Raw genomic sequence first — 13635 nt, 5'->3', positions numbered from 1 at the left:
ACCGTCGGAGCTGCGGCTCGGAAATAGTGTGCCTGCTCACGCCGTTGATTGATGCGGTCCCTGCGGCCGTCCGGCGATAACAAGAATCAACGGACCGAGGCAAATGCTGTCGGTCGCGACCTCTACATTGGGGGAAGGGAGCCCGGTGTCAACTGCGACGAGCCTGCTATGTGAGGAGCAGTTGGATCGCTCCCTTGCGAATCCGGCATGGCCTTCGACGCTGTCCGGTGACACCGCAACCGAAGGGACCGTGTTAATCAAGATGGCCGACATCGATGGCGAGACCCGGTCGGAGGTTCCCGGTTCCCAGCCGCATGCGGAGATGGACGAACAACTGACCGCGCGCTTCGAGCGCGACGCGATTCCACTGCTCGACCAGTTATATGGTGGCGCGCTGCGCATGACACGTAATCCGGCCGATGCCGAGGACTTGCTGCAAGAGACCATGGTGAAGGCCTACGCGGGATTCCGCTCTTTCCGGGAAGGCACCAACCTCAAGGCTTGGCTGTACCGGATCCTGACGAACACCTACATCAACAGCTACCGCAAGAAGCAGCGCCAACCCGCGGAGTATCCGACCGAGGCGATCACCGACTGGCAACTGGCCGCCAACGCCGAGCACTCCTCGAGCGGGCTGCGTTCGGCTGAGGTCGAGGCGCTCGAGGCGTTGCCGGACTCCGAAATCAAAGAGGCGCTGCAGGCCTTGCCGGAGGAATTCCGGATGGCGGTCTACTACGCCGACGTCGAGGGTTTTCCCTACAAGGAGATCGCCGAGATCATGGATACGCCAATCGGGACGGTGATGTCGCGGCTGCACCGCGGTCGACGTCAGTTGCGAGCTCTGTTGGCTGACGTGGCCAAAGAGCGGGGCTTTGTCCGCGGTGACCAACCCCACCAGGAGGTGTCGTCATGAGCGATGTAGTCAGCTCAAGCGACTCGAGCCCGGACCGCGAGGACTCCCATGGTTACGTTGGCTGTGCGGAGGTGATTGCCGAGGTATGGACCCTGCTCGATGGTGAATGCACAGCGGAGACCCGCCAGAAGCTACGCCAGCACCTCGAAGACTGCCCCGGCTGCCTGAAGCATTATGGGCTGGAGGAGCGGATCAAGCTGCTGATAGCAACCAAGTGCAAAGGCGAGAAGGCGCCCGAGGGCCTGCGCGAGCGGGTGCGGCTGGAGATACGCCGGACGACCATCATCCGTCGTAGCGAGTAAGGATTCGCCGGGCTGGGCCTGATTGCCCGGCTCCTCCTCAGACCGCTACGCGGTCTGCATCGTCGCCGGGCTGGGCCTGATTGCCCGGCTCCTCCTCAGACCGCTACGCGGTCTGCATCGTCGCCGGGCTGGGCCTGATTGCCCGGCTCCTCCTCAGACCGCTACGCGGTCTGCATCGTCGCCGGGCTGGGCCTGATTGCCCGGCTCCTCCTCAGACCGCTACGCGGTCTGCATCGTCGCCGGGCTGGGCCTGATTGCCCGGCTCCTCCTCAGACCGCTACGCGGTCTGCATCGTCGCCGGGCTAGGAGTTCGGGCGCTTGCCGTGGTTGGCTTTGCTGTACTTGCGGTCGCGCTTCTTTCGGCCACGCTTGGCCATCACCGAACCTCCGTATCGAGTCAGAAGCGGGCAGCTCGGGCCCGCGGTTGCGGTCTAGTGTCTCACGCGGTCACCGATGCGACCGCGGTAGCCCGCGCGCCGCAACCCTCGCAGGCCTTATGGTTCGATATACATGAGCTGATCGCAGCCCGATAGACCAGCAGTCAGCATGGGAAATGGCCGGAACGAGTGGGGTGAAGATGTCCGAAAATGTTCGCGCCGAGATCGTGGCCAGCGTGCTCGAAGTCGTGGTCAGCGAAGGTGACCAAGTCGGTAAGGGTGACGTCGTGGTGCTGTTGGAGTCGATGAAGATGGAGATCCCCGTCCTGGCCGAGGTCGACGGCACCGTCAGCAAGGTGAGCGTGGCCGTGGGCGACGTCATTCAGGCCGGCGATCTCATCGCGGTGATCAGTTAGCCGTTGGACCGATACCCGCCAACCGGGAGCGACTCGGGAGTTCTTGATGTCCACTCTCGGTGATCTACTGGCCGAACACACGGTGCTGCCGGGCAACGCCGTCGACCACCTGCATGCGGTGGTGGGGGAGTGGCAGCTTCTTGCCGACTTGTCGTTCGCCGACTATTTGATGTGGGTTCGCCGCGACGACGGCGTGCTGGTATGCGTGGCGCAATGCCGGCCCAACACCGCGCCGACGGTGCTGCAGACCGACGCGGTGGGCACCGCCGTCGCCGGCGACAAGCTGCCGCTGGTTGCGGAGACTTTCACGTCAGGCGCCGCCAGATGGCCAGGCGATGCGGCCGAATGCCATTCGGGCGACCTGCCAGGCCCCAACGTTGCGGCCTCCCCGGTGCGGTATGGCGGTCAGGTGGTGGCGGTGCTGACGCAGCATCAAACGGCGGTGGCGGCACAACGAGCGTCCGGCCACCTGGAGACGGCCTACCGGGAGTGCGCTATCGACCTGCTGCACATGCTGTCCGAAGGCACATTTCCCGACGTCGGGGACGTGGCTATGTCGCGTTCGACCCCGCGGGCAGGCGACGGCTTCATTCGGTTGAACGTCGACGGTGTGGTCGCGTACGCCAGCCCCAATGCGCTGTCGGCCTACCATCGGATGGGCCTGACCACGGAATTGGAGGGACACAACCTCGTGGAGGTCACCAGGCCGCTGATTTCGGATCCGTTCGAGGCCGAAGAGGTAGCCGAGCATGTGCGCGACCTGCTGACCGGCGGGCCCAGTATGCGGATGGAGGTCGATGCCGGCGGTGCCACGGTGCTGCTGCGGACGTTGCCGCTGATGGTCCATGGCGCCAGCGCCGGTGCCGCCATCCTGATCCGCGACGTCACCGAGGTGAAACGCCGAGACCGGGCCCTGATATCCAAGGACGCGACGATCCGGGAAATCCACCACCGGGTGAAGAACAACCTGCAAACGGTAGCGGCGCTGCTGCGGTTGCAGGCCCGGCGGACCGCCAATGCCGAAGGTCGGGAAGCCCTCATCGAGTCGGTGCGTCGGGTGTCGTCGATCGCCTTGGTCCACGACGCGCTGTCGATGTCGGTGGACGAGCAGGTGAATCTCGACGAGGTCATCGATCGGATTCTGCCGATCATGAACGACGTGGCGTCGGTGGACCGGCCGATCCGCATCAACCGGGTAGGTGACCTCGGTGTGCTGGACTCCGACCGCGCGACGGCCCTTATCATGGTGATCACCGAATTGGTGCAGAACGCGATCGAGCACGCGTTCGACCCTGCCGCTCATGGTGGGTCTGTGACGATTCGAGCCGAGCGCTCGGCGCGTTGGCTCGATGTCGTGGTTCACGACGATGGACGGGGTTTGCCCGAAGGGTTCAACCTGGAGAAGTCCGACAGCCTCGGTTTGCAGATCGTGCGGACGCTGGTCTCAGCGGAATTGGACGGTTCCTTAGGTATGCGCGAGGCTCCTGAGCGCGGAACCGATGTGGTGTTGCGGGTGCCGATCGGGCGGCGGGGCCGGTTGATGGTGCAATGAGGGCGCAACAATACGGCCCCGACATTGCCGGGGCCGTATTGTTGTGCTACCGAGTCGTCAGACTCCGCTACGGGCCTTGGTCCGGGCGTTGCGGCGCTTCAGCGCGCGCCGCTCGTCTTCGCTCATGCCGCCCCAGACGCCCGAGTCCTGGCCAGTGTTCAGGGCCCAGCTGAGGCATTCCGTGGTCACCGGGCACCGATTACAGACCAGTTTCGCGTCAGCGATCTGCGCGAGTGCCGGGCCGCTGTTCCCTACCGGGAAGAACAGCTCCGGATCTTCGTCACGGCAGACCGCCTTGTGGCGCCAATCCATTAGTCACTACTCCTCACTAAATGCGCAGCAAGGCGCACGGGCGTTTTTCCTGGCTTAACGCGTGCACAAGAAAGGTATCCGTACCCCTACATGTCTCTGCATGCAACCTTTTGATCGTTTCACAGGCTCAACAGATGTCAATAGTGTTACCTAAGCGCGTGGGCTATCTCACTTTGACGTTCTCTTACCAAAGCCCTTACTCATTTGTACTACACTGCCTCCCAATTGCGCCCCACATTTACGTTCCAACGCTGTCACAGCTTGGATCGCCGCAGGTCAGAACCATTTTTTGGGGGGCGGGGCTACCACCGCCAACGCGTCGGGAACCGCCCGGAAGGTCATGGTTTGGCGCTCGCCGAGGTAATCCCCGTCGAACTGACAGGCAACTGGAGCCGCGGTGCTGGTGACCCGTACGCAAGCCACGTCATCGTCGGTGATGAGGTGTTTGAACTCGAACTTCGGTCTCTTGGCGAACATCTGCCGGACGATGCGGAGCGTCGGGATCGTCTTCACGGTCGTGAGGGCGAACACACCCAGGCCAGACTCGAAGGTGCAGCCGGGGTTGGTCCACACCGGCCGGTCGTTTGCGTAGGTCCACGGACTCGAGTTGGACACGAAGACGAAGCTCACCCCAGGAATCGGCTCATCGCCCGGAAGTTCCAGCGTAAGAACGGGTTCGCGATTCCGGTAGCGCAGCACGGCGGGAACCGCAGCCCGGATGTAGCGCCATGCCGTGACTTTGCCACCTTTGCTGCGTTCGGCCTCGACGGCCGCAACAACCTCGGCGTCAACGCCCATTCCGGTGTTGAACACGGCCCACCGGTCACCGCAATCGATCAGCCCGATACGGCGCCATTCTGGACGCCGGCCGTAGTCGTCGAACAGCTGGATGAGCTGGTTGGTGGCGGCAATCGGGTCGCGCGACATCCCCAGCGCTCTGGCCAGGACGTTCGCCGAGCCGCCGGGTACCACTGCGACCGCCGGTATGGGGCCCGAGGGGGTCGATCCCGGGCGGCCCAGCATGCCGTTGACCACTGCGCTTACCGTGCCGTCGCCACCGTGCACGACAACCACGTCCACCCCGGCGGCAACGGCCGCTTGACCGAGTTCGGCCCCGTGACTGCGGTGGTTGGTGTGCTCGACGGTGAGTTGCAGCCGGCTCTTGAGCGCGTGGGCGACCAGGTCGCGGGCGGCCGGTGTGATGGAAGTGGCGGTGGGGTTGACGATCAGCACGGCGCGCATGAGGCATGAGCCTAGGCCGTGCGACGATGCGGGCCGGTGGGGCCCGTTGAGGAGCGCGGCAATTGGGCTGTGCCGTGCGACGATGCGGGCCGGTGGGGCCCGTTGAGGAGCGCGGCAATTGGGCTGTGCCGTGCGACGATGCGGGCCGGTGGGGCCCGTTGAGGAGCGGCTGGGCCAGCGACCGCAGGGTCTCATATCCGCCACATTGCCTCATTGAACGCACGGTGGCCGGCATCCTTTTGCCCGGCTTTCCGCGACAACCGCACCGGCGTCACGCTGTGACGAGTGTCGGAGGTGATGGCGAGTTGTCGCTCGGAGCTGGGCAAATTGGGTACCTCCCACCGCAGAGGCTCACGTGACAATTGCGATCAAAGCGACAGGATTGACTAGTGAGTTCCAACTGAAGCGCGGCGACGGTGCCGCAACGCTGCACTGGCTACGCTGATGCTGTGACTGCTCCGACCACCGTGCGCGGCGCGGGACTGATCGTCGCAATGCAGGGCACGACAGCCCTGATGACCGCTGCGGTGTTAGTGGTTCGCGGGCTCGTCGGGGCCGATCAGCACGTGGTCAATGGCCTCGGAACCGCCGTCTGGTTCGTATTGATCGGCGGCGGGGTGCTGGCCGGCGGATGCGCTCTGGTGGTCGGCAAACGCTCGGGCCGCGGCGTGGCCGTGTTCACCCAGCTATTACTGCTGCCGGTGGCGTGGTATCTGAGCGTTGGCTCGCGGCAGCCGGCGTTCGGGATCCCGGTAGCGATCGTGGCGCTGACAGTTCTGGTACTGCTCTTCAGCCCTCCAACGCTGCGCTGGGTGGCCGGCAGCGATCACCGCGGTCCGGCCAACGCAACCAAGCCCGGCCCGGACAGCCGATAGGTGGTCCACTCGCGCTGCGGCTGTCCACCGATCCCGTCGTAGAGGGCTACGGCATCGGAGGCATCGGAATTCCAGTTCAGCACGGCCCAGGACAGCCGTGTGTAGCCGTTGTCGAGGCATTCACCGGCCAGTGTGGCCAGCAGCCTGCGGGCCAGGCCACGGCGGCGAAAGCTCGGCCGCACATAGAGATCTTCCAGAAAGATGCCGGCGACACCATCCCAGGTGGAGAAGTTCAGAAACCCCAACGCCATTGCCGCGATCTGACCGTCGCTGTCGACGACGTGTCCTCGAACCGTCGGGTATGGGCCGAAAAGCGCTGTGTACAATTGCTTTTCGGTGACGGTGCATTGATCGGCGGCGCGCTCGAATTCCGCGAGATCGTGAACCATGGCCACGATATCGGCGATGTCGTCCGGTATGGCGTGGCGGATGTTCTCGGTCACTGCTGCACTCCCAATGCGGTCAGCATCGTCGCGAATTTCGTTGTGGTTTCCTCAACTTCGTCATCAGGATCGGATTCGGCGACGATTCCACCGCCGGCATGGGCGATCGCGGTACGACGGTCGGCTGACAGCTGAGCGCAGCGGATGGACACCACCCAACAGCCGTCACCGCGCGCATCGCACCAACCCACGGTGCCCGCATAGAAGCCGCGGTCGCCTTCCAGCGCAGCGATGAGCTCGCCGGCGGCGCTTGTCGGCACACCGCCGACGGCGGGCGTGGGATGTAGCGCCAGCGCTAAATCGATTGCGGTAGTAGCGGTGTCGCGCAGGTGACCGATGATTGGTGTGCATAGGTGCCAGACCGCCGCAGTGCGGGTCAGTTGGGGCTCGGATGCGATTTCCAGGTCGTCGCAGAGGGGTTCCAGGGCCGCGTACATTGTGTCGATAACCAACTGATGCTCGTGCCGGTTCTTGGCCGAGCCGGCCAGCGCAGCCGCATTGGCGGCGTCGATTTCGGGGTCGGCGGCGCGGGGGGCTGACCCGGCGAACGGCTGGCAGGCGACCCGGTCACCGGATCGCGCGACCAGCAGTTCCGGACTGGCGCCCACCAGAGCCGCTCCCAGATAATCGTCGCCGGCGGCGCTCAGGTCGACGAGATAGCCGTAGGACGCCGGGTCGGCCGCGACCAACCTGCGCAGGATGACGCGGGCGTCCAGCGGAGCGTCGGCGGTAAGCCGCAGTGCCCGGGCCAGCACCACCTTGCGCAACGGATTATCAAGTGCAGCAAGCTGATCCCGCGCGTAGCTGATTCGGGCGCGGTGCTCGGCGAGCGGCGGAACGGCGGCGCTGATGTGAACCGCCGACAGCGGGCCGGTTGGCCAGCCGGGCAGCGCCTCGAGGCGCTGAACGCTCGTCGGCTCCATCAACGCGGCCGGTTCGCTGACGTCGAAAGGCAACGCGCCCAATATCATCGGCACAGAAGCGGAGCGCAGCGCCGCTTGCGCCGCCGGTATGTCGCGGTAACGTGTCCGCACCCCGTCGGCGACCAGAGTTCGTCCGGGTCCGCGCAGCGCGAAGGGCGGCTCAAGGGGGCTCAATTGCCGGGACGCCCCTTCACTCCGAGCGCGCATAGCTGGCGTATCCGGTGTTCGAACCCGCAGATGCTGACCGAAGCGGTGTGCATGTAGAAGCGGCTGCCCTCGACGAGCGGTAGCTCGACCCAGCGGGTGATCACCGCCCGCGAAAAGTGGCTGTGGCCGACGAAGACGACGTCGCGTGACGCCAGGTGCTCCAGTGCCAGCGCGACAGCCCGGTCAGCGCGCTCGCTGACCTGCGCGACGCTCTCACCGTCGGGGCATCCGTGCGTCCACACCAGCCAGTCTGGTTCGATCTCACGGATCTGGGCGGTCGTCAGCCCCTCGTAGGCGCCGTAGTCCCATTCGGCGATCAGTGGAGATATCTCATCGACCGTCAGCCCGGCCAACTCGGCGGTGGTCAGCGCCCGTTTACGTGGGCTACTGATCACCAGTGGGTTGTCGAGATCGAGTTCACCCAGAGCTTTTCCGGCCAGCTCAGCCTGTATCCGGCCGGCTTCGGTCAGCTCGATATCGGTTCGGCCAGTGTGCTGGCCCGAATTCGACCACTCGGTGTCGCCGTGGCGGACCAGTAGCAGCCGGTGCTCGTGTATGCCCATGCCGACCGATTGTGCCGGACGACATGCCGGACCCGTCGCCCCTACCAGACTGCCGGGGACATGCCAGGATGGCACTGTGACAGAGACCCGGGTACTGGCGGTGGCCAACCAGAAGGGCGGGGTGGCCAAGACGACAACGGTCGCCTCGCTCGGCGCGGCGATGGTGGATAAGGGTCGGCGGGTGCTGCTCGTCGATCTCGATCCGCAGGGTTGTTTGACGTTCTCGCTTGGCCAGGACCCCGACAAGCTACCGGTGTCCGTGCACGAGGTGCTGCTCGGGGAAGTGGAGCCGAACACCGCGCTGGTGACCACCATGGAAGGAATGGCGCTGCTGCCGGCCAACATCGACTTAGCCGGCGCCGAAGCGATGTTGTTGATGCGTGCCGGCCGGGAGTATGCGCTCAAACGGGCGCTGGCCAAACTCTCCGACCAGTTCGACGTGGTCATCGTCGACTGTCCGCCGTCGTTGGGGGTGCTCACGCTCAACGGACTCACGGCCGCCGACGAAGTCATCGTTCCGCTGCAGTGCGAGACGCTGGCCCACCGTGGTGTTGGACAGCTGCTGCGCACCGTCGCTGACGTTCAGCAGATAACCAACCCGAATCTGCGGTTGCTGGGGGCACTACCCACCCTCTATGACTCCCGAACCACCCATACCCGCGACGTCCTGCTCGATGTCGCCGATCGCTACGGTCTGCCGGTGCTGGCCCCGCCGATTCCGCGCACGGTGCGTTTCGCCGAGGCCAGCGCATCGGGCTCGTCAGTCATGGCCGGGCGCAAGAACAAGGGGGCGGTGGCCTATCGCGACCTGGCCCAGGCGCTGCTGAAGCACTGGAAGTCGGGCAAGCCGCTACCCACATTCGCGGTGGAGCTTTAGCCCCGCGACCAGACACAGAATCGCATCAAGACAGCTCGGAATGTGCGATTGCGTGTCTGCTCGCGCATGGCGGCCCGGCGCCGGGTTCAGCCCAATGCCACCACTGAGTCGCCACGCTGCTCGATCACCCTGGATCCCACAACGACCGGGATCACCGCCGAGCCGGTCGGCTGACGGTCCACCGGGATGTAACGGTTGTTGGCGCCGCTGACCGGATCGTAGACACCGATCGCGCCGGTGACCGGCACGATCAGCTGACCTGCCATCATCACCCCCGGTCCTACCGGCGCCGCCGTCTCGCCGGCGGCAATGGTGTAGCGCTGGGTCAGTTTGCCGCTGTCGAAAACCAGCAGCGCATCGCCGGTCCACCAGGTCACCAGGTTGCCGCTCTGCGACACCGTGGCCTCGGGTGACGGCGGCTTGGGCAGCAGCGTGCTTGCCACGGTGGTGCCCGTCTCGTCGACCACGTCCACTCGTGGCTGCGCGCCGGATTCACCGGGCAGGTACACCGCGGTGTTGTTCTGCGAGACGATCAGCACCCGTGCTCCCGATCCCGGCCGGATCCCGGGTTCGGGCACGATCCGCTGTTCCGGCTCGTCCTCTTCCTTGCCCGGGCGCAGCAGGACCAGCCGCACGTCGGCCTGGTTGGCGCAAGCCTCGAGAACTGCCACCGATGACGAACTGGCCGCGGCCGATTCCAGCGTGCATCCCGAGTGCAGACCCCGATTTGACGGTTTCACCCGGGCGTCGGTCTCGCCGTAGGACAGCATCCGGACCATGTCGGATCGCCACAGTTCCAGGCGGGTGTTGCCGGCCGACAACACCGTCGTGCCGTCGGAGGACAGGCCTACCCGCGGGTCGGCGTAGCCGCTGCGGGCGGGTCCGCGGCGTCCGGTCGACCCGTCGATGGTGCTGACCTGACCGCACCCGCGGTCGTCGCGGTAGACGGCGACGGCGTAGCGGTAGACCCAGGTCACCCCGCACAGGTCGGTGTCGCGGGCGTAGCTCCAGAGCGTCTCACCGGTGGCCGGATCTCGCCCGTCCACGTGGCGTCCGTCGCCGGTGACGACGGTCCCGCCGACCGCGACGGGTACCCGGCTGGCGGGGCTTGGCGCGCTCCAGAGCTGCTTCAGTGTGCCTGGGACTTCTCGGGCCGGCGTGGGGTTGGGCACCGGAGTCGCGGCCGGCCGGCTGATGGTGGCCCGGGCGTCGCTGGTCCACCAGATCAGCGCCGCAGCCACGGCAACCACCACGACGATGGTCGCGGCGGCCAGGATATCGCCCCTGGTGCGCCGCTCCGGTTTGACCATGCTCGAGCGTCGGCCTCAGTTGGCCGAGGCGGTGGCGTTGTCCGCCACGCAGGCGGGCTTGCGGCGTCGACGCCGGCGCCGGGTGGCCCCGCCGTTCGCCGCGGGGGAGCTCGACCCGGAACCGGAACCCGGCTCTGCCGCGGCCTCATTAACCGGGCTGGTGGCGGGATGTCCGGTGATCGGTTTGCCGCCGCGGGTGCGCTGCCGACGCCTCGCTCCGGAGCGAGCGGCTACCGACTGCCGGCCTTCCTGATCGGTGGCGCGGCGCTTGGGCTGCGATCCGCGCGGGGGACCGACGGTGGCCGCGGCGTCGGCGGGGATGGACAGCTCGGCATACAAGTGCGGTGAGCTGGAGTAGGTTTCGGCGGGGTCGGGAGAGCCCAGGCCCAGTGCCTTGTCGATCATCGTCCAGCGGTCCAACTCGTCCCAGTCCACCAGGGTGACCGCGACGCCGGTGCGTCCGGCCCGGCCGGTGCGCCCGATGCGGTGGACATACATCTTCTCGTCTTCGGGGCACTGGTAGTTGATGACGTGGGTGACATCGTCGATGTCGATGCCGCGCGCGGCCACGTCGGTGGCGACCAGGACGTCGATCTCGCCTGCGCGGAACGACTTGAGCGCCTTCTCGCGGGCCACCTGCCCGAGATCACCGTGCACGGCGCCCACCGCAAAACCGCGTTCGTTCAGCTCGTCGGCAACCTTCTGGGCGGTGCGCTTGGTGCGGGTGAAGACCATCGTCGCGCCCCGGTCCCGGGCCTGCAGAATCCGGCTGACCAGCTCCACCTTGTCCAGGGCGTGGGCCCGATAGACGAACTGCTCGGTGGTGTCGTGCACGGCCAGGGAGTGCGGTGCCTCGGCTCGGATATGTGTCGGCTGGACCATGAAGGTGCGGGCCAGGGTGATGATCGGGTCCGGCATGGTCGCCGAGAACAGCATCGATTGCCGCTCGGCCGGGATCTGCCGCAGGATGCGCTCGATGTCGGGTAGAAAGCCCAGGTCCAGCATCTCGTCGGCTTCGTCGAGCACCAGCACCGACAGTCCGCCCAGCTGCAGGTGGCCCTGCTGGGACAGGTCCAGCAGCCGGCCCGGGGTGCCCACGACGACGTCGGCGCCGGCGCGCAGCGCCTCGACCTGGGGCTCGTAGGCCCGCCCTCCGTAAATCGAGACCACCGCCAAGCGACGCGTTTCGTCGGCGGTGAGGTACTTGGCCGCGGTGGCCAGGTCATCGGTGACCTGCAGGCACAACTCGCGGGTGGGCACCACCACCAAGGCCCGGGGGGTGCCGGTGAGGGGCCGCGCCGCGGTTTCGGAGGTGATGCGCTGCAGCAGCGGCACGCCGAACGCGAAAGTCTTGCCCATGCCCGTTCGGGCTTGGCCGATCACGTCTTCGCCGGCCAGCGCCAGGGGCAGGGTGAGTTCTTGGATAGCAAAGGGATGCTCAATGCCCTTTTCCCGCAGTGCGCGCACAATTTCGTCGCGGACTCCGAGTTGGGCAAAGCTGTGTTCGGTTGTGCTTTTGAGTGCGGTCATTAGGGGGGTGAAGAGCCTTTCGGTGACGAATATCGGTCTGGTGTCGGTACTTCTTTGTCGCGGTTCATCGCGCGCACGAGTTCCGACTCCGATATGTCGCCGAGAGGCCGGCCCGCTGCTCGATCTGGGCGGGCGCAGCTACGTGCACGCACATTTCCGGTAGTAGCAGCACAGATCCAGCCACTACCGAATCCCATGATAGCTGGTTGGCCAACTGTCACCGGTGTGCGAGTGGTTCCGGCGACTAGAGTGTTGCCATGACTTCGCCCACATCCGCCGATCAGGTGGCCGATTCGACCAGGCCACGGTTACCGGCGGACCATCCCGGCGTCAACGAGTTGTTCGCGCTGCTGGCCTATGGCGAGGTGGCGGCCTTTTATCGGCTGACCGACGAGGCGCGGATGGCGCCGAATCTGCAGGGGCGGATCTCGATGGCCAGCATCGCGGCCGCCGAAATGGCTCACTACGAGCTATTGCGCGACGCGCTGGAACGCCGCGGTGTCGACGTGGTGCCGGCGATGTCGAAGTACGTCTCGGCATTGGAGAACTACCACCGGCTGACGATGCCGAGTACGTGGCTGGAAGCGTTGGTGAAGACCTACGTCGGTGACGCGCTGGCCGCGGACTTGTACCTACAGATCGCCGATGGACTGCCGGATGAGGTTGCCGACGTGGTGCGGGCGGCGTTGGCCGAGACTGGGCACTCCCAGTTTGTGGTCGCCGAGGTACGTGCGGCAGTCACCGCCAGCGGAAAACAGCGCAGCCGGCTTGCGCTGTGGTCACGCCGACTGCTGGGCGAGGCCATCACGCAAGCTCAATTGCTGCTGGCCGACCACGACGAACTGGTCGACTTGGTGGTAGCGGGCTCCGGTGGCCTGGGCCAGCTCAGCGCCTTCTTCGAGCGTCTGCAGCAGACACACGACCAACGGATGCGCGAACTCGGTCTGGCCTGACCGCTGTCAGCGAGTGCACGTCGCCAGGATCGAGTTGGTGGTCGACACCACGACCGGCTGACCCTGGGCGTTGACGATCACACAGTTGAGGCGGCTGTAGATGCTGGTCGCGACCACCGACTCGGTCTGCACGCCGGGGTTCAACACCACCATCTTGGTCCACGGCAGCGCCACATTGAACTCGGTGACGGGAAAGCCCCGCTCGTCGGTGTAGACGACGTTGACGATGTCGAGGAGCTGCTTGGTCCCGGTCACGCTGTAGAAGACGGCACGGGGACTCAGCGCCGCCGACGGCGGTGTGCCCGGCTGCGGCGGCGCGGCGGTCGGGATTCGGCTCGGGGCAGCGCTGGGAATCGTCACCGTGGTGACGGTCTCGGGGGCCAGCTGCGGCGCCGACGTGCCGGGCCGTGCACTTGTACTCGGCGTCGGACTCGGTGTCGTGCCGGGTGGGGCCGTCGTCCGTGGCGTGGTGGAGACCGCCGTCCGCGGCACTGGCGCTCCCACTGGCGCCCCCACCGTCGCTTTTGTCGTGGCGCTGTCGCCGCTGTTGATGATGACTGCGGTCGCGACGGCGCCGAGCGCCACTACCGCGCCGAGGATTGCGGCGACAGGGCGCCACCGACTCCCGGTCGACCAGACCAGCTCGCCGTAGCCGCCGTCCTCGTAGCCGCCGTCGTCGTAGCCGCCGCCCTCGTAGCCGTAGTCGTCGTCGGCTTCGGTGTCATAACCGTCGTCGTCCGGGTAGCCCCGGACGTCGCGGGAGTCTCCAGAGTCTCGCGAGTCCTGGTACAGGGTGTGATACATGTTGCTGATGGGGCTGATGTTATCGACGCTCGCGAT

General features: G+C 66.1%; 16 protein-coding genes. 7 read left to right on the top strand and 9 right to left on the bottom strand.

Annotated features, from left to right (window positions below):
* Positions 1 to 262 precede the first annotated feature (262 nt).
* Both CDN38_RS07270 and rsrA read left to right on the top strand, forming a co-directional pair.
* Complete coding sequence (locus tag CDN38_RS07270) at positions 263 to 913, top strand: sigma-70 family RNA polymerase sigma factor (protein ID WP_408633059.1); 651 nt, start codon at positions 263 to 265, stop codon at positions 911 to 913.
* Positions 910 to 1215, top strand: a complete 306-nt coding sequence (gene rsrA, locus CDN38_RS07265) for a mycothiol system anti-sigma-R factor (RefSeq protein ID WP_036404301.1) — start codon at positions 910 to 912, stop codon at positions 1213 to 1215. The genes CDN38_RS07270 and rsrA overlap by 4 nt, the downstream gene beginning before the upstream one ends.
* A 302-nt stretch (positions 1216 to 1517) precedes the next feature.
* Here rsrA and CDN38_RS32895 read toward each other — a convergent pair whose 3' ends face one another.
* Positions 1518 to 1592: a 50S ribosomal protein bL37 gene (locus tag CDN38_RS32895; RefSeq protein WP_003416889.1), complete on the bottom strand. Its 75-nt coding sequence runs from the start codon at positions 1590 to 1592 to the stop codon at positions 1518 to 1520.
* 200 nt (positions 1593 to 1792) lie between these two features.
* Between CDN38_RS32895 and CDN38_RS07255 the strand changes: the two genes are divergently transcribed.
* The gene (locus CDN38_RS07255; protein ID WP_075511095.1) at positions 1793 to 2008 is read left to right on the top strand and encodes a biotin/lipoyl-binding carrier protein; all 216 of its coding nucleotides are present in this window, start codon (positions 1793 to 1795) and stop codon (positions 2006 to 2008) included.
* A 46-nt stretch (positions 2009 to 2054) separates the two neighbouring features.
* Entirely contained in the window at positions 2055 to 3560 is a 1506-nt protein-coding gene (locus CDN38_RS07250) for a sensor histidine kinase (RefSeq protein ID WP_075511067.1), read from the top strand.
* A gap of 57 nt (positions 3561 to 3617) precedes the next feature.
* Here the strand turns inward: CDN38_RS07250 and whiB1 are convergent, their stop codons facing one another.
* Both whiB1 and CDN38_RS07240 read right to left on the bottom strand, forming a co-directional pair.
* Positions 3618 to 3872, bottom strand: coding sequence for a transcriptional regulator WhiB1 (gene whiB1 / locus CDN38_RS07245; protein ID WP_023371700.1), 255 nt, complete (start codon positions 3870 to 3872; stop codon positions 3618 to 3620).
* 276 nt (positions 3873 to 4148) lie between these two features.
* Positions 4149 to 5114 carry a diacylglycerol/lipid kinase family protein gene (locus tag CDN38_RS07240; protein ID WP_075511066.1) on the bottom strand — a complete coding sequence of 322 codons (966 nt, stop codon included), beginning with the start codon at positions 5112 to 5114 and terminating at the stop codon, positions 4149 to 4151.
* Positions 5115 to 5608: 494 nt separating this feature from the next.
* On the opposite strand from CDN38_RS07240, the gene CDN38_RS07235 reads away from it, so the two are divergent.
* Positions 5609 to 5989, top strand: coding sequence for a hypothetical protein (locus CDN38_RS07235; protein ID WP_075511094.1), 381 nt, complete (start codon positions 5609 to 5611; stop codon positions 5987 to 5989).
* Here CDN38_RS07235 and CDN38_RS07230 read toward each other — a convergent pair.
* Genes CDN38_RS07230 through CDN38_RS07220 form a run of 3 tightly spaced genes read right to left on the bottom strand, consistent with a single transcriptional unit; the run spans position 5941 to position 8125 of the window.
* Complete coding sequence (locus CDN38_RS07230) at positions 5941 to 6432, bottom strand: GNAT family N-acetyltransferase (protein WP_075511065.1); 492 nt, start codon at positions 6430 to 6432, stop codon at positions 5941 to 5943. The two genes, CDN38_RS07235 and CDN38_RS07230, sit on opposite strands and share 49 nt — an antisense overlap.
* Positions 6429 to 7562, bottom strand: a complete 1134-nt coding sequence (locus CDN38_RS07225; protein ID WP_075511064.1) for an isochorismate synthase — start codon at positions 7560 to 7562, stop codon at positions 6429 to 6431. The genes CDN38_RS07230 and CDN38_RS07225 overlap by 4 nt, the downstream gene beginning before the upstream one ends.
* Positions 7526 to 8125, bottom strand: a complete 600-nt coding sequence (locus CDN38_RS07220) for an acid phosphatase (protein ID WP_075511063.1) — start codon at positions 8123 to 8125, stop codon at positions 7526 to 7528. Before CDN38_RS07220 ends, CDN38_RS07225 begins: the two co-directional genes overlap by 37 nt.
* 76 nt (positions 8126 to 8201) lie before the next feature.
* On the opposite strand from CDN38_RS07220, the gene CDN38_RS07215 reads away from it, so the two are divergent.
* Positions 8202 to 9002 carry a ParA family protein gene (locus CDN38_RS07215; protein ID WP_023371712.1) on the top strand — a complete coding sequence of 267 codons (801 nt, stop codon included), beginning with the start codon at positions 8202 to 8204 and terminating at the stop codon, positions 9000 to 9002.
* A gap of 86 nt (positions 9003 to 9088) precedes the next feature.
* Here CDN38_RS07215 and CDN38_RS07210 read toward each other — a convergent pair whose 3' ends face one another.
* Both CDN38_RS07210 and CDN38_RS07205 read right to left on the bottom strand, forming a co-directional pair.
* Positions 9089 to 10312 (bottom strand): Rv3212 family protein, encoded by a 1224-nt coding sequence (locus CDN38_RS07210; protein ID WP_099318873.1) that lies wholly within the window; start codon positions 10310 to 10312, stop codon positions 9089 to 9091.
* A gap of 15 nt (positions 10313 to 10327) precedes the next feature.
* Entirely contained in the window at positions 10328 to 11842 is a 1515-nt protein-coding gene (locus CDN38_RS07205; RefSeq protein ID WP_075511061.1) for a DEAD/DEAH box helicase, read from the bottom strand.
* A 257-nt stretch (positions 11843 to 12099) separates the two neighbouring features.
* Between CDN38_RS07205 and CDN38_RS07200 the strand changes: the two genes are divergently transcribed.
* On the top strand, positions 12100 to 12795 hold the full coding sequence (locus tag CDN38_RS07200) for a ferritin-like fold-containing protein (RefSeq protein WP_075511060.1): 696 nt from the start codon (positions 12100 to 12102) through the stop codon (positions 12793 to 12795).
* Between the two features lie 6 nt (positions 12796 to 12801).
* Here the strand turns inward: CDN38_RS07200 and CDN38_RS07195 are convergent, their stop codons facing one another.
* Complete coding sequence (locus CDN38_RS07195) at positions 12802 to 13599, bottom strand: hypothetical protein (RefSeq protein WP_233026791.1); 798 nt, start codon at positions 13597 to 13599, stop codon at positions 12802 to 12804.
* Positions 13600 to 13635: the final 36 nt, after the last annotated feature.

This window comes from Mycobacterium ostraviense (assembly GCF_002705925.1).
Taxonomy (GTDB): Bacteria; Actinomycetota; Actinomycetes; order Mycobacteriales; family Mycobacteriaceae; genus Mycobacterium; species Mycobacterium ostraviense.
The sequence above is the reverse complement of the archived record's forward strand: the minus strand, read 5'-3'. Positions and strand labels throughout refer to the sequence as shown.